The sequence below is a fragment of the Paenibacillus xylanexedens genome (genome assembly GCF_007680605.1).
Taxonomy (GTDB): domain Bacteria; phylum Bacillota; class Bacilli; order Paenibacillales; family Paenibacillaceae; genus Paenibacillus; species Paenibacillus xylanexedens_B.
Window position 1 is genome coordinate 517,169 of record NZ_VEIO01000001.1, and the last position, 20,667, is coordinate 537,835.

General features: G+C 49.5%; 14 protein-coding genes. 12 read left to right on the forward strand and 2 right to left on the reverse strand.

The genetic code is table 11. The annotated features are described in order from the left end of the window. The first annotated feature begins 36 nt into the window (after positions 1-36). The 9 genes from FS818_RS02425 (at position 37) to FS818_RS02465 (ending at position 15,791) form a co-directional block, all read left to right on the forward strand. On the forward strand, positions 37-1,020 hold the full coding sequence (locus tag FS818_RS02425; RefSeq protein ID WP_145329255.1) for an ABC transporter substrate-binding protein: 984 nt from the start codon (positions 37-39) through the stop codon (positions 1,018-1,020). Continuing rightward, positions 1,021-1,866, forward strand: coding sequence for a (2Fe-2S)-binding protein (locus tag FS818_RS02430; protein ID WP_145329257.1), 846 nt, complete (start codon positions 1,021-1,023; stop codon positions 1,864-1,866). A 398-nt stretch (positions 1,867-2,264) separates the two neighbouring features. Beyond that, complete coding sequence (locus FS818_RS29180; protein WP_260989769.1) at positions 2,265-8,024, forward strand: collagen-like domain-containing protein; 5,760 nt, start codon at positions 2,265-2,267, stop codon at positions 8,022-8,024. Between the two features lie 372 nt (positions 8,025-8,396). Then, positions 8,397-9,824 carry an NAD(P)-binding domain-containing protein gene (locus FS818_RS02440; protein WP_145329259.1) on the forward strand — a complete coding sequence of 476 codons (1,428 nt, stop codon included), beginning with the start codon at positions 8,397-8,399 and terminating at the stop codon, positions 9,822-9,824. A 132-nt stretch (positions 9,825-9,956) separates the two neighbouring features. After that, on the forward strand, positions 9,957-10,463 hold the full coding sequence (locus tag FS818_RS02445; RefSeq protein ID WP_145329261.1) for a hypothetical protein: 507 nt from the start codon (positions 9,957-9,959) through the stop codon (positions 10,461-10,463). Between the two features lie 571 nt (positions 10,464-11,034). Then, entirely contained in the window at positions 11,035-11,781 is a 747-nt protein-coding gene (locus tag FS818_RS02450) for a DeoR/GlpR family DNA-binding transcription regulator (protein WP_090920406.1), read from the forward strand. Positions 11,782-11,783: 2 nt separating this feature from the next. Further along, complete coding sequence (gene pfkB / locus FS818_RS02455) at positions 11,784-12,695, forward strand: 1-phosphofructokinase (protein ID WP_145329263.1); 912 nt, start codon at positions 11,784-11,786, stop codon at positions 12,693-12,695. A 69-nt stretch (positions 12,696-12,764) separates the two neighbouring features. Further along, the gene (locus tag FS818_RS02460) at positions 12,765-14,735 is read left to right on the forward strand and encodes a PTS fructose transporter subunit IIABC (protein WP_145329265.1); all 1,971 of its coding nucleotides are present in this window, start codon (positions 12,765-12,767) and stop codon (positions 14,733-14,735) included. 267 nt (positions 14,736-15,002) lie between these two features. Continuing rightward, entirely contained in the window at positions 15,003-15,791 is a 789-nt protein-coding gene (locus FS818_RS02465; RefSeq protein ID WP_145329267.1) for a class I SAM-dependent methyltransferase, read from the forward strand. A gap of 134 nt (positions 15,792-15,925) precedes the next feature. Here the strand turns inward: FS818_RS02465 and FS818_RS02470 are convergent, their stop codons facing one another. Then, positions 15,926-17,089 carry an oxalate decarboxylase family bicupin gene (locus FS818_RS02470; protein ID WP_145329269.1) on the reverse strand — a complete coding sequence of 388 codons (1,164 nt, stop codon included), beginning with the start codon at positions 17,087-17,089 and terminating at the stop codon, positions 15,926-15,928. A gap of 202 nt (positions 17,090-17,291) precedes the next feature. Further along, on the reverse strand, positions 17,292-18,137 hold the full coding sequence (locus tag FS818_RS02475; protein ID WP_145329271.1) for an SDR family NAD(P)-dependent oxidoreductase: 846 nt from the start codon (positions 18,135-18,137) through the stop codon (positions 17,292-17,294). 204 nt (positions 18,138-18,341) lie between these two features. Here FS818_RS02475 and FS818_RS02480 point away from each other — a divergent pair, with 204 nt between their 5' ends. From FS818_RS02480 to FS818_RS02490, 3 genes are all read left to right on the forward strand, one after another. Then, positions 18,342-18,776, forward strand: coding sequence for a MerR family transcriptional regulator (locus FS818_RS02480; protein WP_260984495.1), 435 nt, complete (start codon positions 18,342-18,344; stop codon positions 18,774-18,776). A gap of 45 nt (positions 18,777-18,821) precedes the next feature. After that, on the forward strand, positions 18,822-19,724 hold the full coding sequence (locus FS818_RS02485; protein ID WP_145329273.1) for a LysR family transcriptional regulator: 903 nt from the start codon (positions 18,822-18,824) through the stop codon (positions 19,722-19,724). A gap of 70 nt (positions 19,725-19,794) precedes the next feature. Then, on the forward strand, positions 19,795-20,529 hold the full coding sequence (locus tag FS818_RS02490; RefSeq protein ID WP_145329275.1) for a spermidine synthase: 735 nt from the start codon (positions 19,795-19,797) through the stop codon (positions 20,527-20,529). The last annotated feature ends 138 nt before the right edge of the window (positions 20,530-20,667 follow it).

A 20,667-nucleotide genomic window follows, 5' to 3' on the forward strand; every position in this document is an offset into this window, starting at 1 on the left:
TATTATTATTAAGTGAAAAAGGGGAATTAAAACGAAATGCTAAGACAGAGAACAGCCTATATGATTATGTTGCCCCTGCTCGTGCTCGTTCTGGCGGCATGTGGCAAGACAATGACTGAAGCTTCACATGGAACATCTCCGAAACAGGACACAGCGTCAGAAGATAAAGGCACACAAACCATTCAACACCTAAAAGGAACTTCGGTTGTCCCCCAAAAAATAGAGCGTATGGTTGTGTTATCTGCTGCTTACATTGATCATATGCTTAGCATTGGAGAGAAACCTGCGGGTGTTAATGTAGAAGTACGCTACGGAGGAGATTACTTGCCTTATCTGGCAGACCAGCTTCAAGGGGTTCCAACGGTAGGTTCGGCAGATAGTCCCAACCTTGAAGCTATTGTTCAGATTGATCCGGATGTGATTGTAATAGAGAGTCGAACAGCTGAAAATTCATATGATCAGTTGGAGAAAATCGCTCCTACGATTGTATTAGGTGACGAGTGGATGGATTACAACGGCGATACAGAGTATTGGACTCAAGATTTACTGACTATTGCTGGAATGTACAATAAGGTTGATCTGGCTAAAGAAAAAATCGCGGAAGTAGAGCTACAAGCCGATCAACTTAAAGCTGAAATACAACAGTTGGGTCAGAAAAAACTGGCTTATCTAAGAGTAAGGGAGAAGAACCTGCAGATTTATGCGGCAACAGGTCACCCGACGAATACACTTTTGTATCATGATCTTGGGTTTGAACCTTCTGCTGTGACCCCTGCTGAACAACGTGAAGATCTGTCTATGGAGAAGATAGCAGATATCGATGCCAATTATGTTGTGCTCGAAGCCGATCCCAATGCCCAGGACTATTTAAGTAAGATGAAAGAAAGCTCACTTTGGAAAAGCGTTCCGGCTGTTGGAGCCGACCAGGTCTATCAAACCGACTCCTTCTGGTTGTTTAAAGGATGGGGAGCTATAGGACGAAGCGAAATATTAAATGAAATTAAAGATATGATTCAATAGATGGTACGTTATTCAGGGAATGACCGTTCAGAGATGGTGGCTGTTTTGGAAACTTCTTTTGTGACGAGTATCCGTGGAGCAGATGAGAACTCCACATATGCTTTTGCTGTCAGTGATTTGCTACATGATGAGAAGAGAGGCTTGATATTACACCAACAAGCCTTACAACAAGGACTTGATCTAGGCGGAACAGGAAGTGTGGCAGTAGGTACCCTTTTTGCCAAGCGATATTCGGTATGGGTTATGGCTGTAATCTCAGCTTGCAGTCTATATGATACTCATCTGAATATTGAGGATGACGTTGTACGATTCAAGTTGAATGGCACAGGCGGGATGCGCTATGAGACCCGGTTGGAAAGAAGTATAGATAATGGTTCAGAACTGGGGATTGGGACTAATATAGATTCCACTAGTGAGGTTTTGGCTCAGCGCAGGACAGAAATTAGAATGCTACGGGATAGTTTACAGCTACACTTGGAACGTATCTTCCAATCCGTTGCTGCGGCAACAGGAGCAAGCGTAAGGGTTATGAATGAACTGGTGGCACACAATGTACAACAATTGCTTACACAGATAATTGAAGATCACGCCATATGGAAGACGGATAAGCGTCTTGAGCTCATTAAGCATGATGCACATGTATGGCTAGAGGAGTCAACGAATAATACATTTTCGACTCGGTTGCAACGCTTTGAACATCCGGAATGGGAGGGTCCTCCGCTTCTGATCCGCAGGTATTGCTGTCTGGCGTATCAAGTGGGTAGCGGCAGTTCTGCCCATGGCTATTGTAACACTTGTCCAAAACTAGATTCAGAATCGCGATGGCGCATGCTTTTGAAATCGTGATGATTAAAGAACTTGGTTTATAAAAAATACAGTTACAGTCGGTGTATTTACTCTCCGAAGGTAACTGTTTTTTTGCGTTAGGGGAAGGGCGCTCCAAAATCAAGGAATCCCTGTGAATTAGGCGGCTCACATAGCCAGTCTTAGACATAAAGTATATGAATACAACAGCGGATAAGTACTTTTATGTAAGGGAGGGTTGTTTTGTGAGTGGTACATCCAAACAAGATCGTAAGTTATCTTTAACTAGCAGAGCAAGACGTAACGGTCAAAAGAAGTCAAAAGTAAGGTTGATGTTAGCAAAAAAAAGAAAATCTCGTAGAAAAAATAAACATAAAGTTAAAAAGAAGAAAAGATGTGTCCCTCTATATCTTAGGGGGCCGAGAGGCTTTCGAGGAAAGATGGGACTAAGAGGAGATAATGGAGCCACTGGTGTAACCGGGGTGACGGGTGTAACCGGACCGTCTGGAGTTACAGGAGAAACAGGGGCAACAGGCGCAACCGGAGCTACTGGAGAGTCCGGAGTAACGGGTGTGACCGGAGCCACGGGTGCGACGGGAATAACTGGAGTCACGGGAGAGACTGGGTCAATAGGCACAACCGGAGTTACTGGGTTGGCCGGAGCCACGGGCTCGACGGGAACGACTGGAGTCTCGGGAGAAACTGGGGCAACAGGTGTAACCGGAGCAACCGGAGCAACCGGGGTTACTGGAGAGACCGGAGCCACCGGGGCGACGGGACCGACTGGAATCACGGGAGAGACTGGGACGACAGGCGCAACCGGGGGAACTGGAGTGTCCGGGGCCACAGGTGCGACCGGAACAACTGGTGCAACAGGTGTAACAGGTGTAACTGGAGCTACTGGAGTGGTCGGAGCCACGGGTGCGACTGGACCGACTGGAGTCACGGGAGAGACTGGGGCGACAGGCACAACCGGGGTAACTGGAGTGTCCGGAGTCACAGGTGCGACGGGACCGACTGGAGTCACGGGAGAGACTGGTGCAACAGGAGCAACTGGGGTTACTGGAGTGGCTGGAGTAACAGGTGCAACGGGAACAACTGGAGTTACAGGTACAACCGGAGTTACTGGGTCGGCCGGAGCCACGGGTGCGACCGGACCGACTGGAGTCACGGGAGAGACTGGTGCAACAGGAGCAACTGGGGTGTCTGGAGCAACGGGTGTGACCGGAACAACTGGGTTCACAGGAGAGACTGGGGCAACAGGTACAACTGGAGTTACAGGGTTGGCCGGAACCACGGGTGCGACGGGAACGACTGGAGTCTCCGGAGAAACTGGGGCAACAGGCGTAACCGGGTTTACTGGAGCGGTCGGAGTAACGGGTGCGACCGGAACAACTGGGATCACGGGAGAGACTGGGTCAACAGGCACAACCGGGGTAACTGGAGTGTCCGGAGTCACAGGCGCGATCGGGCCGACGGGAGTTACGGGAGAGACTGGACCGACAGGCGTAACCGGGGTTACTGGAGCGGTCGGAGCCACGGGTGCGACGGGACCGACTGGAGTCACGGGAGAGACTGGTGCAATAGGAGCAACTGGAGCAACTGGGGTAACTGGAGTGGCTGGAGTAACGGGCGCGACCGGAACAACTGGAGTCACGGGAGAGACTGGTGCAACAGGAGCAACTGGGGTAACTGGAGTGGCCGGAGTAACGGGCGCGACCGGAACAACTGGAATCACGGGAGAGACTGGTGCAACAGGAGCAACTGGGGTAACTGGAGTGGCCGGAGTAACGGGCGCGACCGGAACAACTGGAATCACGGGAGAGACTGGAGCGACAGGCGTAACCGGGGTAACTGGAGAGGCCGGAGCAACGGGTGCGACCGGACCGACTGGATTAACGGGAGAGACTGGGTCAACAGGTACAACCGGAGTTACTGGGTTGGCCGGAGCAACGGGCGCGACCGGACCGACTGGAGTCACGGGAGAGACTGGGGCGACAGGCACAACTGGGGTCACTGGAGAGACAGGGGCGACAGGTCCAACTGGAGTTACTGGAGAGGTCGGAGCTACGGGTGCGACCGGACTGACTGGAGTCACAGGAGAAACTGGCGCAACAGGAGCAACTGGAGTTACTGGATTGTCCGGAGTAACTGGCGCGACCGGAACAACTGGAATCACGGGAGAGACTGGTGCAACAGGTGCAACTGGGGTAACTGGAGTGGCTGGAGTAACGGGCGCGACCGGAACAACTGGAGTCACGGGAGAGACTGGAGTCACGGGAGAGACTGGAGTTACAGGAGAGACTGGGGCAACAGGAGCAACCGGGGTAATTGGAGAGGTCGGGGCAACGGGTGCGACCGGAGCAACTGGAATTACAGGAGAAACTGGTGCAACAGGTGCAACTGGGGTAACTGGAGTGGCCGGAATAACGGGTGAGACCGGAACAACTGGAGTCATGGGAGAGACTGGTGCAACAGGAGCAACTGGGGTAACTGGAGTCACAGGGTCAACAGGCACAACCGGAGTTACTGGGCTGGCCGGAGCAACGGGTATGACTGGAACAACTGGAGTCACGGGAGGGACCGGGGCAACAGGAGCAACCGGGGTAACTGGAGAGGCCGGAGCAACGGGTGCGACCGGACCGAGTGGAGTCATGGGAGAGACTGGTGCGACCGGAACAACTGGGGTAACTGGAGTGGCTGGAGTAACAGGTGCGACGGGAACAACTGGAGTTACAGGAGCAACCGGAGTTACAGGGTTGGCCGGAGCAACGGGCGCGACGGGACCGACTGGAGTCACGGGAGAGACTGGGGCGACAGGCGCAACCGGGGTTACTGGAGTGATCGGAGTAGCAGGTGTGACTGGAACAACTGGAGTCACAGGAGAAACAGGGCCAACAGGAGCAACCGGGGTAACTGGAGAGGCAGGAGTAACGGGTGTGACCGGAACGACTGGAGTCTCGGGAGAGACTGGGGCAACAGGTGTAACCGGAGCTACTGGAGTGATCGGAGCCACGGGTGCGACGGGAACAACTGGATTCACGGGAGAAACTGGGGCAACAGGCACAACCGGGGTTACTGGGTCGGTCGGAACCACGGGTGCGACGGGAACGACTGGAATTACAGGAGAAACAGGAGCTACAGGAGCAACCGGAGTTACTGGGTTGGCAGGAGCAACCGGGGTAACTGGAGTGTCTGGAGTTACAGGTGCGACCGGACCGAATGGAGTTACGGGAGAGACTGGGGCGACAGGCGTAACCGGAGTTACGGGGTCGGTCGGAGCAACGGGTGCGACCGGACTGACTGGACTGACTGGAGTCACAGGAGAAACTGGCGCAACAGGAGCAACTGGGGTTACTGGATTGTCCGGAGTAACGGGTGAGACCGGACCGACTGGAGTCACAGGAGAAACTGGCGCAACAGGAGCAACTGGGGTTACTGGATTGTCCGGAGTAACGGGTGAGACCGGACCGACTGGAGTCACAGGAGAAACTGGCGCAACAGGAGCAACTGGGGTTACTGGATTGTCCGGAGTAACGGGTACGACCGGAATAACTGGAGTCACGGGAGAAACAGGTACAACAGGAGCAACCGGAGTTACAGGTGCGACCGGACCGACTGGAGTTACGGGAGAGACAGGGGTAACAGGTGCAACCGGGGTAACTGGAGAGGTCGGGGCCACGGGTGAGACCGGACCGACTGGAGTCACAGGAGAGACTGGGGCAACAGGCACAACCGGGGTAACTGGAGAGGTCGGACTCACGGGTGCTACCGGAGCGACTGGAGTTACGGGAGAGACAGGGGTAACAGGTGCAACCGGAGTTACTGGAGATGCCGGAGCAACAGGTGTGACAGGATCGACTGGATTCACGGGAGAGACTGGGGCGACAGGCGCAACCGGGGTTACTGGAGTGGCTGGGGTAACGGGTGCGACGGGAACGAGTGGGGTCACGGGAGGGACTGGAGCAACAGGACCAACCGGGGTTACTGGGGTAACTGGAGTCACAGGGACAACAGGCACAACCGGGGTAACTGGAGAGGTCGGACTCACGGGTGAGACCGGAGCGACTGGGGTTACTGGAGTGGCTGGAGTAACAGGTGCGACGGGAACAACTGGAGTTACAGGGTTGGCCGGAGCCACGGGCGCGACGGGACCGAGTGGAGTCACGGGAGAGACTGGTGCAACAGGCGCAACTGGGGTAACTGGAGTGGTTGGGGTAACGGGTGTGACTGGAACAACTGGAGTCACGGGAGAGACTGGGGCGACAGGCGCAACCGGGGGAACTGGAGTGTCCGGGGCCACGGGTGCGACCGGAACAACTGGTGCAACAGGTGTAACAGGTGTAACTGGAGCTACTGGAGTGGTCGGAGCCACGGGTGCGACGGGACCGACTGGAGTCACGGGAGAGACTGGGGCGACAGGCACAACCGGGGTAACTGGAGTGTCCGGAGTCACAGGTGCGACCGGACCGACAGGCGTAACCGGGGTTACTGGAGCGGTCGGTGCAACGGGTGCGACCGGAACAACTGGAGTCACGGGAGAGACTGGAGAAACAGGCGCGACGGGATCAACTGGAGTAACAGGAGAAACTGGGCCAACCGGAGCAACCGGAGCTACTGGAGTGGCTGGGGTAACGGGTGCGACGGGACCGACGGGAGTCACAGGAGAGACTGGGGCGACAGGAGCAACTGGGGTTACTGGAGAGGTCGGAGCAACGGGTATGACAGGATCGACTGGAGTCACGGGAGAAACGGGTGCAACAGGTCCAACCGGGGTTACTGGGTTGACCGGAGTAACAGGTGCGACCGGACCGACGGGAGTCACGGGAGAAACGGGTGCAACAGGTCCAACCGGGGTTACTGGGTTGACCGGAGTAACAGGTGCGACCGGACCGACGGGAGTCACGGGAGAGACAGGGGCAACAGGCCCAACCGGGGTAACTGGAGAGGTCGGACTCACGGGTGCTACCGGAGCGACTGGAGTTACGGGAGAGACTGGGGTAACAGGTCCAACCGGAGTTACTGGAGATGCCGGAGCAACAGGTGTGACAGGTGTGACAGGATCGACTGGAGTCACGGGAGAAACGGGTGCAACAGGCCCAACCGGGGTTACTGGGTTGGTCGGAGCCACGGGCGCGACGGGAACGAGTGGGATCACGGGAGAGACTGGTGCGACAGGTGCAACCGGGGTTACTGGAGTGGCTGGGGTAACGGGTGCGACGGGAACGAGTGGGGTCACGGGAGGGACTGGAGCAACAGGCCCAACCGGGGTTACTGGGTTAACTGGAGTCACAGGGGCAACAGGTACAACCGGAGTTACTGGGTTGGCCGGAACCTCGGGTGCGACGGGAACGACTGGAATCACGGGAGAAACTGGCGTAACAGGTGCAACTGGAGGCACTGGGTTGGTGGGAGCCACGGGTGCGACGGGACCGACTGGAGTCACAGGAGGAACAGGGGCAACAGGTGTAACCGGTGTAACGGGTGCGACAGGCACAGCAGGAATCACTGGAGTAACAGGAGCGACAGGCACGGCAGGAGTCACCGGAGCCACAGGTGCGACAGGTACGGCAGGAGTCACCGGAGCCACAGGTGCGACAGGTACGGCAGGAGCAACCGGAGCCACAGGTGCGACAGGTACGGCAGGAGTTACCGGAGCCACCGGAGTGACGGGCACAGCTGGAGCAACGGGACCCACAGGAGCGACTGGTCCTAATTTTGCAACCGAAGGATTTTCGGCTTTTCTCGCCAATCTGACTACGTCTACAAGTACACAATTAACAAACTGGTCGACAGCCAGTCCGTTCTATACTAGTCCTAATTTTAATGCAACAACAGGGAATTATACGATTCCAACGGCAGGAAGGTATTCAATTGAAGCCACAATTAACTATGCAACAACCGCAGCCATTGCTCTTTCTCTGGGTGCAGGAGTAAATCCGGCTTTTCTGGTTCAGAGAACATCGCCAACCGTCACAACATTAGTGAGTGGACTGTTGCCCGTTCTGAATGTAGCTGTTACGTTGCTCACCCTTAGAGCTGTGCTCGGTAGCAGCTCTGTTACCTTAGCGGTGGAAGTGGCTTTAAATGCAGGTGACGTCATCGGGCTGTTCTATGCTGCAAACGGTCTAACCATTTCACTCAACTTAGGTAGCGGTGCGACGAACGGGATTTTCTGGTCTGTTCATCAGATGACTTAGGCACGCTTATTTAAAATGTGATGTACGAGGCATATAGATAATTTGGCAAAAGTGCAATAACGGGTAGTCATAGAAAAACAGGCTTGGAGCAGATCTGAGTCTGTCTTTTTGTACGCTCTCCCGTTATCTTCATTGATTAAAAAGTATCTCAGCGCAAATTTTAAACATAGTGATTTTCTTTAGTATAGGGAAACAAGTATACCCAACTTTTTTAGGTTGAATGACAATTACGTTTCTGTTAGCTTCCCCTACCGGATTTCAACTCATATAATAACGCTAATTCTATTCGGATATTGCAAAGTAACCTGGAGATGAGTGTGTATGAATGCAACGAAGCCTGTTCTAGATAGATTATGAAAGGGTTGGTGAAGTATGGGCCTCGAAGCTTTGAATGAACGTGTGAAGCAAGATTTAGCTTATCTATGTTTTGGAGGTACCAGCTGGGTTCGTACAAGAGAGCATGCAGAGGGGCATGTCTATGATGTTGTTGTTGTAGGCGGTGGACAGAGCGGCCTTGGGGCTGCATTTGGACTTTTGCGCGAACGGATCTCGAATATTCTGATCATCGACGAGAATGTGGCAGGGCAAGAAGGGCCATGGGAAACTTATGCACGTATGGTAACGTTGCGGACGCCGAAGCACCTAACTTCTATTGATCTAGGGATTCCATCGCTGACTTTTCGTGCATGGTGGGAGGCTCAGGAGGGTGTTGAGGGATGGCAGCAGATCGATAAAATCCCGCGCGGGGACTGGATGAATTATTTGCGTTGGTATCGGGAAGTGCTGGACCTTCCAGTACAGAACGAAGTTAAGTTGAACCTCATTGAACCTGGGCAGGATGGAATCCATCGTCTGCATGTAAACGAAAAAGGAACTCGTGAAAAGCTGATTTTGGCTCGGAAAGTTGTGCTTGCAACCGGTATTCAAGGAGGCGGTGAGTGGCATGTACCCTCAATAATCTCAGATCATCTGCCGCGAGAGTTGTATGCCCATACCTCAGAAAAAATTGACTTTGAACGGTTAAAAGGAAAAAAGGTTGCAGTGCTCGGCGGTGGTGCATCGGCTTTTGACAATGCAAACCACGCGCTAGCCTCAGGTGTGGCTGAAGCCCATGTTTTTGTCAGACGTGAACAATTACCACGAGTCAATCCGATTCGTCAAATGGAACAATCCGGCATGATCGAGCGGTTTCACGCTTTACCTATGGCTGATAAGTATCAGGTGATATCTCACTTTTTCAAATATAATCAGCCACCTACCAATGATACGTTCAACCGGGCCGCATCTTGGCCTGGATTCGAGCTACATCTGGATTCACCGTGGTTAAGCGTGCAGGCTACGAATCAAGGAGCAAAGGTTGAAACGGCACATGGAACTTATACGTTTGATTTCCTTATTGTAAGTACAGGTCTGCTCAGCGATCCCGCTCTTCGTCCTGAACTGCAACTCGTGGAACAGCACATTGCTCGCTGGCAAGATTGTTACGAAGCCCCGCTGGAAGTTCGGAATGCGCTACTTGATGCACACCCTTTTTTAAGCGCTGGATTTGCAATGACCAGTAAAAGTGAACAGGGAAAAACGCTACTGCATGGTTTGTTTATATTCAATTATTCTGCTCTGGCCAGTTGTGGGCTGTCTGCTTCAGCGATATCGGGCACCAGAAGTGCCATCCCCAAACTGGTTGCAGGTATAGCCGATCAATTGTTCCTCGATGACCGGGAGGAGACACTTCGTGGGTTTTATGATTACAATGAGCTGGAATTTACGGAGACATGGGTGAAACGCCCCGTTCTTGGCTGAGGCAATCCTATAAATTATTTCGTGCAGCAGGAGATGCTGTACGTTTTTTTTGTTTTTTTACATTGTGACTTACACTCGGTGTCGATTTATTGTAAAATGTCGTTTGGATCATGTTAAAGGCAGGGATAACAAATGGTAGAAAAGAAACAAATAAAACAAATGAATTATGAGCAATTCAGGGCTCATGTCAAAAAAGCATCACGTGTACGCAATGTACCTCTAACCAAAATTGTAGCTTTTCAAGAGAAGTTTATGAAAATTGAGGAAGTACAGTTCTATGATGTAGAGCAAAATTATATGAGTGTGCAAGCCTGTAACACGTTGTGGATGAATCTTGAGAACAAATCATTCCGTAATATGGTCTCTCAGCCATTACAGCTCTATCGGCAGATGCCCAATCTTGGGCGACTTTCTTTCGAGAATCTGATCCGTGAATTATATGACACCGCTGTACCCATCTTGATTGATTATGATCCAGAACAATATTACACCTTAGAACAGTTAATTGAGATACTGGCAACGGATGAGGAAAAGCTCATCGAGCAACTGGAGATGGGAAGATTCAAGGGTGCTTTTATCAACGAAGAAGGCAAATGGCTCAAACCCAAGCCGGAAGTGGAAAGCACGGAGTTATTGTAGAAATACGCCGTATTATACAAAAACGTCAAAATCCTGCAGCACTGCCACCAGAAGCGGCGGTTGTTGCAGGATTTTTAATGACAAGTCTTAATGAGCACGACGAACTACAAATCCATCTCTGCGACAATTGGGAGATTCGGGTATCGATAAGATACGCTGGCCCTGAATCAGGATTCCTTTATCTCTGGTACAGAAGGCAGGAGGGCGGCCGTTCAGACGACAGTACGGTCCAATCAGCAGAAATCCGCCTATAGGGATGAGTTGTTTTTCTTTTTGCGTAACCGCTCCAATTGAAGGAAATCCAGCCCGAACGCATGCGTGAAGATTCTTTGGTTGGATGTAACACACAGGTTTTCCGTCGTTTGATCGTACGGTCTGACATTGAAGTCATCACCTCTCCGTTGCAGGGACTAGGTTATCAGATGCGTGCTAGGGATTATTGGATAGGGACACTTGGACAAGAAAATAAGTCGAACAGTGAAAGTTTTTGAAGGTTTTTAAATTATTTTGAATGAAAATGATTGTTTTTTACGGGATTTATGATACTATAGAAGCAGTTGGAGGAATGCATATGCTGACTGAAGAACGATATGCTGCAATTGTAGAGCGCTTACATTTACAGGGAATTGTGAAGTTGCAAGAACTGGTTGATGTGTTGGGTGTTTCTGAATCCACGATTAGAAGAGATTTGATTGATCTGGAAAGCCGACAGATGCTCAAACGTATTCATGGTGGTGCTTCACTGGTAAATGAAAAGTCATTAGAACCAGGTATGGAGGAAAAAACGTTCAAAAACATTCAACAGAAGACAGTGATTGCCCGCCTGGCAGCGCAGGAAATCCAGAATGGAGAGTGCATTTATCTGGATGCAGGCACAACAACACTCGCTATGATCCCTTTTATCGAAGCCAGGGATGTAACCGTGGTCACCAATGGACTATCCCATGTGGAGGCGCTGGTAAGCAAACGAATTCGCAGTTACTTGCTGGGTGGCATGATGAAAATTCATACCAAAGCGGTGATCGGCAGTATCGCGCTACAGAACATGGATAATTTCCGATTTGACAAGTGTTTTCTAGGAAGTAACGGAGTAGATCCGGAAATGGGGTATACAACTCCTGATCCAGAGGAAGCCTTGATTAAGAGGCGTGCACATCAATTGTCAGGGAAATCCTATGTGCTGGCTGATTCCAGCAAAATCGGGGATATTACTTTTGCCAAATTGTTTGATTTGGAGGAGGCAGATTTGATTACGGAGCGAATGCCTGAACATTGGCGTGCAGTAATCACCCAGAAAACTAAAATAATTGAGGGATAGCGATGATATATACGATAACACTCAACCCGTCCATTGATTACATCGTCGAAGTACACGATTTGAAGCTTGGCGGGCTTAACCGCATGAATCGGGATTTGAAATTACCTGGCGGGAAAGGCATTAACGTTTCCAGGATTCTGAATCAACTCGGTGCTGCGAACACAGCTATCGGATTTTTGGGTGGATTCACGGGACGTTTCATCAATGACAAGTTGCAGGAAGATGCGATTCAAACGGATTTTGTCACCATTGCAGATGATACTCGCATTAACATCAAGCTGAAGCATGGGGATGAGACAGAAATTAACGGTCTTGGACCAGCGATTCGTACAGAAGAGGCCGAGCAATTACTAAATAAACTATCTTCTTTGCAAAAAGGAGATATCGTTGTTCTCTCTGGTAGCGTTCCGCCATCACTTGGTTCAGATTTCTATGATCGTCTCATTCATGTATGTAAACAGACAGAAGCCGAGTTCGTGATTGATACAACAGGACCTGCTCTGATGCAAGCACTCGTTCATCAGCCGCTACTGGTGAAGCCGAACCATCATGAACTAGCTGAATTGTTTGGCGTAACCATTGAAACACGTGAAGAATTGGTTTCTTACGGACGTAAATTGCTCGAAGCAGGTGCCAAACATGTGTTGATCTCCATGGCTGGAGAAGGAGCATTGTTCATCACCGAGACGAATGTCTATCACGCAACCGTACCTAAAGGCACTGTGAAAAATTCCGTTGGTGCCGGTGATTCGATGATTGGCGGATTTGTTGGTACCTATGTGTTACAAGGAGACTTGCTTGAAGCATTCCGTACAGGGGTAGCTTCCGGCAGTGCGACAGCCTTCTCGGATGACCTCGCTACACGTGAGTTTATTGACGAATTGCGTAATCAGGTGACGATTACAACGCTTTAATTACCTTGAATAACTGATATAAGGCCTGCCCCATGTGCAGGCCGACCGAACTTAAGGGAGTGTTCCAAGATGAAAATCACTGACTTAATGATCCAGGAAACGATGATTATGGATCTGCAAGCAACAACCAAAGACGAGGTGATCGACGAACTGATTGCTAGTCTTAACCAGAGTGGACGTATTAATGATCCAGCGTTATTTAAAGAAATGATCTACAAAAGAGAAGCCGAGTCCAGCACTGGCATCGGCGGCGGTATTGCTATGCCACACGCAAAAACCAAAGCGGTCAATGAACCAACAGTCGTTTTTGCAAAAAGTAAACAGGGTTTGGACTTCGAAGCGTTGGATGACCAGCCTGCTCATATCTTCTTCATGATTGCAGCTCCAGAAGGCGCGGGCAATACGCATCTCCGCACATTAGCGGCTCTTTCAAGGTTGCTCGTTGACAGCGATTTCATCGCTGAGCTGATGAACACCAATACACCTCAAGAAGTTAGCGCTTTGTTTGATGCGAAGCAAGCGGAAGCTGCAGAGAAAGAAGCAATGAAAGAGAAAGCGAAATTAGAGAAAGAAGCACAAGCATCTTCGACTGAAAGTAGTGCTAACAACGTGAAAAACAACTCCGGTGTCATTGTTGGAAACGCAAATACAGAAGATTTCGTTGTTGCTGTTACAGCATGTCCAACAGGTATCGCTCATACATTTATGGCAGAGGATGCTTTGAAGAAAAAAGCCCAAGAAATGGGCATCAATATACGTGTTGAGACCAACGGTTCCGAAGGTGCACAAAACGTATTAACTGCTGACGAGATCGCTCGTGCCAAAGGTGTTATCATCGCTGCTGACAAAAATGTAGAGATGGCTCGTTTTGACGGTAAACCGGTGTTGCAAAGACCCGTAAGTGACGGGATTCGTAAATCCGAAGAACTGATCCGCAAGGCGGTTAACGGCGATGCACCGATCTATCGTAGCCAAGGTGGAAAAGCGAGCGATGAAGGTGCAGGCGATAGCAAGATAAGCGTGGGAAGCAAAATTTACAAAGATTTGATGAACGGGATTTCACACATGCTACCATTCGTTGTCGGCGGTGGTATCCTGCTCGCCATCTCCTTCTTGTTTGAACAACTTGCAAGTCCTGAGAATCCGATCGTACAATTGCTGCAAACCATTGGTGGAGGAACAGGCGCGTTCCATTTCCTGATTCCTGTACTTGCCGGATTTATCGCGATGAGTATCGGTGATCGTCCAGCCCTGATGCCTGGTATGGTCGGTGGTTTGATGGCTGTAAACTCCAATGCAGGTTTCCTTGGTGGTCTAGCTGCCGGTTTCCTTGCGGGTTATGTTGTTATTGGATTGCGTAAAGCGCTGAAAGGTCTTCCAAAAGCGATCGATGGCTTGAAACCGATCCTGCTCTACCCGGTACTTGGTCTGCTGATCGTGGGTACAATTAGTTTCTATGTTTTTGATCCGATTTTTGGTTCCCTGAACACCTGGCTTGTAGATGCACTGGGTAACCTGGGAACAGGTAACAAAGTATTGCTCGGTTTGCTGCTCGGCGGCATGATGGCGATTGATATGGGTGGTCCGTTTAACAAAGCGGCTTATACCTTTGCGATTGGTGTATTCACATCCAGCGGAAACACAGACGGGGCATGGATGGCAGCGGTTATGGCAGGCGGTATGGCTCCTCCACTGGCGATTGCCCTTGCAACAACGTTCTTCAAATCCAAATTCACGGAGCAAGAGCGTAAATCCGGTCTGACAAACTATGTACTCGGCCTTTCCTTTATTACGGAAGGTGCAATTCCATTTGCAGCGGCTGACCCGCTTCGTGTACTGACCTCTTGTATTATTGGTTCTGCGGTAGCAGGTGGACTTACTCAGCTGTGGAGCATTAATGTTCCCGCTCCGCACGGTGGTGTCTTTGTAGCACTTCTCGCTAACCACACTCTGCTGTTCCTGCTCGCAGTTGTTATTGGCTCTGTCATCTCCGGTCTGATTCTTGGATTGTGGAAGAAATCACCTACGCTTGTTAAATAAAAAAAATAGGTTAATGCAAGTTCAGGTGAACTTGCTGTACCCATGGTGAAACGATTATCAACTCTAGGCATCTCTCCAGTGAAATTTTCATTGAAGGGATGCTTTTTTGTGTTTCTTGTTTCGTTTGGGTAGGGGGTATGATATGATGAATGTATATATAATGAAACTGAGTTTCACTAGATGGAACTTTAGAAATACAGAAGTGACGGAAAGTAAAATCAAGCATATATCCGTAAGATATGTCCAAGAGAAAGAGGAGGAATCAAAATGGAGAGGGATCAGATCAAAAATCAGATGCGGAAGCAATTTTCTCAGAATGCCGAGCATTATGTCACAAGTGCAATTCATGCACAAGGTGAGGACCTTGCGTTGCTCGTTGCATCATCTCAGGCGGCAGAACATATGAATGTGCTGGATATAGCAACGGGTGGAGGACATGTGGCGAATGCGCTTGCTCCGCTGGTAAGTCGCGTGACAGCCCTCGATCTGACTGAAGGGATGTTAGAGGTGGCTACACGTTTTATCCAGGGCAATGGTCATGAAAATGTGGATTTTGTAACGGGAGATGCAGAGCATATACCTTTTCCGGACAACAGCTTTGAGTTGGTGACCTGCCGGATTGCAGCGCATCATTTTCCGGATGTATCCTCGTTTGCTTCTGAGGCTTATCGAGTTACCAAACTTGGTGGCCGATTACTGTTCATTGACAATGTAGCTCCGGAGCAGGATGAACTGGATCGTTTCTACAACGACATAGAGAAGATGCGTGACCCTAGTCATGTTCGGGCATGGCGGAAAACAGAATGGATTGCGCTTTTTGAACGTATGGGGTATCGGGTCGAAAAGATGGTTTCTTTTGCAAAAAAATTTCATTTTGATGATTGGTGCACACGTGCAACCCTCTTTGGAGAAGGGCGGCTGGAGCTTGAAGCAAGATTACTACATGCGAAGGAAAAGGTGAGAAGTTATTTTAATATCGTGGAGAAAGAGCAGGATGAAATTCTCAGCTTTGAAGGGGAAAGCGTGTATATCCAGGCAATCAAGCGCGGAGTGTGAGAGTGTAGGGAACGTTGCGAATACTAGAGGACAATAAAAATCGAGGAGACAAAAAAGCAGACCACTTTTTCAAGGGTAAGTCTGCTTTTATTGTTACCCGAATTCGAAAAGCATGATACAGGCTCATGTTATTTTTATACGACAGGCCATTTCACTTTGCGCAATGCATCCAGCAGTTCTGGAGGGGCATTCAGATTGTCTCGTACCAGATCGCGCGGTGTCAGAGCCATCCATTGATTCAGAGAAACATCCTCAAAACGGTCACTTCGGAATATTTCCAAAAACCATAATGTGTCTTTACCGGTATTTTGTATATAGTGGCCCATGGCAACGGGAACATACCCTACATCTCCAGCCCGGTAATCAAAGGTTCGTGCGATACCATTGCCACCAAAGACGGTCATTCGTCCTTCACCCGTCAAATAGTACTGCCATTCATCGGCATTGGGGTGCCAGTGTAACTCACGCATCGCTCCAGGTTTAATCTCGACTAGTGCTGCAGCGACTGTAGTGGAGATCGGGAAGTTGGTGGAATCGACGATGCGCACACTTCCTCCTGGTGTAATCAAAGGTTCCTGTGCTAGCAAACGATAGGTAAACGGAAGAGGAACCGTTCCGTAGGGTGATTGAACACGCTGGCTTTCGAGTGAACCGGGTACATCATCTTGAAAAATATAAACCTGTTCCTTGGGCATCGATTGAAAGGCTGATTCAGGAACGCCGAAATTCAAGGATAATACCTCTGGTGGCGTATGGGCAAACCAGTCTGAGATGGATAATGTATTTAGATCAGAGAAGCTCCCATCATCGAATACCAATAAAAATTCACACCCGTTCTCCAACCCTTGAATCGAATGAGGAAGTCCTTTTGGGAAAAACCAAAGATCACCAGGACCCACATCAGCGATAAAGTTCCGCCCGTTCTGATCCACAGAAGTGATGCGGGCTGTACCCCAGATCATATAGGCCCATTCCGATTGCTGATGCCAGTGCAGTTCGCGGACGCCGCCCGGAGTCAGGCTCATATTCACTCCGGCGAGCGTCGTGGCAACAGGCAGATCACGCACCGTAATTTCACGTGACCAGCCGCCGTGATTGAGCTGCATGTGGGTGTCAGAGAAGGACATCCTGAGGTTAGGTAACAAGCCATTGTCTGTCTTAGGGGGCACAAGCATATCGGGATTTTGCTTGTCTCTTAATACATCTCTTGGTCCATAATCCGGGCCGCCTGCACCGTCACTTCGAATAGGCTGGGGGATAATAAACGGCTGAGCACTGGGCTGTTTTTCTTTACTCATCCTGATGTCTCCTTCCGAATATCTGCCGCGATCCGTTTCATGCGGTCTTCTCACTATGTTTACACCTATGAAAGCAGGCTTGGAAAATATGAAGGACAAACATAAAAAGACCTGACCGTAGTGGTCAAGTCAAGGACCTGAGATTAGCATTTTAAAGCTCAAGAAGAGGTACAGTTATCTCAGAGAAATCTCTAGCTGGAAATTAGTCCAGATAGTTTTGCTCATAGATCTCATGCACGCGTTGAAGTACAGCAGAGCCCTGCTCCTGAAAACGAAGCCGTGCTGCCTTATTGTTAACCAGAAACGCACCGGAATCATGCTTCACGTTCCCGAGTACAGCGTCATGAAGCAGTGATGCGCCGCGACTTGGATGAGAAAAGAATAACTTCATAACAGGTTTGATATAGAAGGGCAAACCGGATGTTTTGTCGTTTTTTAGCGTGTTGTTTCCACCCGGATCAACACTAAGAAGTCGAATATTATCCACCATAGCACTAGATGCAGCCTCGGCTGTCCATAATGAGAGGGCAAGCTTGGACGCAGCGTAAGGACCAAACAGCTTTTTGAACGAGGCTGGCCGCTCCAGCGTACCCGGGTCGAACGTCCTCATCGTACGAAAAGCAGTTGTGGAGGTGTTCACGACGGTTTTCATCGTCCCTTGGCGGAGCAGATCATAAAGCTCCTGGTAGATGATATAAGGAACCACCGTCTGAAGCTCAAAATGCAGCTCACGCCCCTGATCGGAGTATTGAAGGGTAGATGAGCTTCCGCCCGCATTGTTGAACAGAACGTCGATTCTATCCGTCTGAGACCGAATCTGCTCCATTGCAGAGCGGAGGCTGGCATAATTCGTGAGGTTGGCTTGAACAGAGCGCAGTTGACCTGAGATTAATGCGGATTGGATGAAGCTATCATCTGCTGGAAACGGGGAGCGGTTAAGACCGATAATCTCCCATTGATTTGTTAGAAGCTGTCGTGTAAGCTCCAGGCCGATTCCTGAAGTGGAGCCTGTTATTACGGCAGTGCGAAGCGGGTTAGCATGGGTCATCATGAAGACCTCCTCATGTATTCGTGTAATTTCAGAAACAATCGGCGTGCAATACATAGAACGGTAATTTCGCCGATGAATCTGCAGGAGAGCTCATTCTACAATTTGGAGTCGGCTCCAAGTCAAGAGGGATATTTCAGGCTTGACTTGGAGCCAACTCCAAGTTATATGATAGAGAGAAGTATGGGTATGGGAGGGCTAATGATGAGTGAGCAAAGTACGTTCTCCATTCATGAAACATCAGAGCGGTCGGGGTTATCCAAAGATACCATTCGTTATTATGAGAAGATTGGTCTACTCCCCCGTGCGGAGCGTAAAGCAAGTAGCCACAGGGTCTATTCGGAACAGGACATCCAGACGATGAGTCTGATTACTTGTCTGAAGAAAACAGGCATGTCGCTTGAGGATATGAAGCCATTTCTGCAGATGTCGCTGGAGTCGGATTTGAACGATTTCCCTGAGGAACGGGAGATGCTGGTCAATTATCAGAAAAAAGTAGAAGATCAGATCGCCTCGCTGCAACAGGTCGTTGATTTTATTCAGGATAAGCTGGAGCAACGTAGTATGTTTCCTGAACGTTGTTCGCTGGAAGCAGAGAATCTAGTGACAGGGATCGCCCAAAAGAAAACTTTCTCTTGATGGAATATAGGATGTACAAGGGATATCGGAAAAAGGAGTCAAGCCATGACATTACAACAACTTAAATATGTAATCGAGGTTGCCACACACGGATCGATGAACGAAGCAGCCAAACGGTTGTTTATCTCCCAGCCGAGTTTATCAAACGCGATTCGCGATCTGGAACAGGAGCTTCGTATTACCATTTTTGAACGTACGAATAAAGGCATTACTCTTTCCAAAGAAGGGGTGGAGTTTCTAAGTTATGCTCGTCAGGTCGTTGAACAGGCCGAACTGTTGGAGAATCGCTATCTGAATGCGAAGCCGTCTCCGCAACACTTTTCGGTATCCACACAGCACTATGCTTTTGCGGTGAATGCCTTTGTAAAGCTTGTTCAGCAGTACGGTCATGATGAGTATGAGCTTGCACTGCGCGAAACCAAAACGTATGAGATCATTCAGGATGTAAAAAGTCTTCGGAGTGAGATTGGCATTCTCTATCTGAACGAATTCAACGCCAAAGTCATCAATAAATTATTAAAGGATGCCGGACTTGTGTTTACAAGTCTGTTTACAGCGAAACCGCATATTTTCATCAGTGTGAACAATCCGCTTGCGAAGCAGGTGTCCGTGGCTATTGAACAGCTTCAGGATTACCCTTACCTGTCCTTTGACCAGGGAGAGTATAATTCTTTTCATTTTTCCGAAGAAATTCTGAGTACGTTATCTCATCCGAAAAGCATCCAGGTGAACGACCGGGCAACTTTATTTAATCTTCTTATCGGTCTGAACGGGTATACGATATCGACTGGAGTGCTCAGCGCCGATCTGAACGGCAACGAGATCATTCCGGTTCCGCTCGAATGTGAAGAGTCCATCAATGTCGGGTGGATTTGTCATAAAAGCACGTCACTTTCCAATCTCGGCGTGGCTTATGTGCAGGCATTACACGAAGCGATTGGTTTGTAATATCGATTTCATCGTTTCTTTGTAATATGGATTTCATAGGTTCAAAGGTTCATCCGAAGGGAGCAGGAAGTTGAGAGTACTATACCGGAATAAAAGTGAGCAGCATGAGTTGACTGTGTACGAGACGAAAAGGCTTTACGGGGAAAAGGGACACTTTCGCGTATTGCAATTCTCCAATGATGCCGTGCAGGGGGCGATCGATGTAGAGCAACCTTCCAGAATTGTTCTAGAGTACCCGCGGGCTATGCTGCATCTGATGGAACGAAATAACCGGCATTACAATCGCGTATTCGTCGTGGGGCAGGGTATTGGCACAATCCCATCTTATTTGTCTGATCGACAAGTTAAGGTAGCGGAGCTGGATGCGGAGGTTGCGGAAATTAGCCAGCAATTTTTTGGTTATAAAGGGTCGCCGGTGCTGATTGGTGATGGTCGGGAACTGTTGGAACGGGAACAGGCTGGGACGTATGATTATATTGTTATTGATGCATTTACGGCCGCAGGCACGCCGGAGCAGTTTACGAACCGTTCTTTTTTTAACATGGCAAAAGACAAACTGTATGCAGGCGGTGCTGTGCTGCTTAATGTGTTTGGACGTAGTGGTAACGATCAACTTGTCAACGCAATCTACACAACGCTTGGAATAGAATTCCCTTACGTACGTGCCTTTGCACTTCCGGCTGAGCCCAATGACGTTCAGAATCGCATATTGATGGGAAGTCTTCGCCCAATTGATGTTCAGGTGCGGTATATGGCGGGCTTTGTTGAGCAAAACCTGGAAGAGGGTTATATCATTGAAGGATAACAAGAGGAAAAGGAGTCGCAATTTTTCCCGGATGCATTATTTTGTCATAAATTCGTCAATCCTATAAATTCAAAGTTAATATACGTCATTTCTTCATTGTTTCTTAACAACTTTATTATATGATGATGTAGGTATGCT

Bases quoted from the DNA above. Each gene is read 5' to 3' on its own strand.
- FS818_RS02445 (WP_145329261.1), top strand. From the start codon at position 9,957: ATGGTAGAAAAGAAACAAATAAAACAAATGAATTATGAGCAATTCAGG.
- FS818_RS02465 (WP_145329267.1), top strand. From the start codon at position 15,003: ATGGAGAGGGATCAGATCAAAAATCAGATGCGGAAGCAATTTTCTCAG.
- FS818_RS02460 (WP_145329265.1), top strand. From the start codon at position 12,765: ATGAAAATCACTGACTTAATGATCCAGGAAACGATGATTATGGATCTG.
- FS818_RS02485 (WP_145329273.1), top strand. From the start codon at position 18,822: ATGACATTACAACAACTTAAATATGTAATCGAGGTTGCCACACACGGA.
- FS818_RS02425 (WP_145329255.1), top strand. From the start codon at position 37: ATGCTAAGACAGAGAACAGCCTATATGATTATGTTGCCCCTGCTCGTG.
- FS818_RS29180 (WP_260989769.1), top strand. From the start codon at position 2,265: ATGGGACTAAGAGGAGATAATGGAGCCACTGGTGTAACCGGGGTGACG.
- FS818_RS02470 (WP_145329269.1), bottom strand. From the start codon at position 17,089: ATGAGTAAAGAAAAACAGCCCAGTGCTCAGCCGTTTATTATCCCCCAG.
- FS818_RS02440 (WP_145329259.1), top strand. From the start codon at position 8,397: ATGGGCCTCGAAGCTTTGAATGAACGTGTGAAGCAAGATTTAGCTTAT.
- pfkB (WP_145329263.1), top strand. From the start codon at position 11,784: ATGATATATACGATAACACTCAACCCGTCCATTGATTACATCGTCGAA.
- FS818_RS02450 (WP_090920406.1), top strand. From the start codon at position 11,035: ATGCTGACTGAAGAACGATATGCTGCAATTGTAGAGCGCTTACATTTA.
- FS818_RS02480 (WP_260984495.1), top strand. From the start codon at position 18,342: ATGAGTGAGCAAAGTACGTTCTCCATTCATGAAACATCAGAGCGGTCG.
- FS818_RS02430 (WP_145329257.1), top strand. From the start codon at position 1,021: ATGGTACGTTATTCAGGGAATGACCGTTCAGAGATGGTGGCTGTTTTG.
- FS818_RS02475 (WP_145329271.1), bottom strand. From the start codon at position 18,137: ATGACCCATGCTAACCCGCTTCGCACTGCCGTAATAACAGGCTCCACT.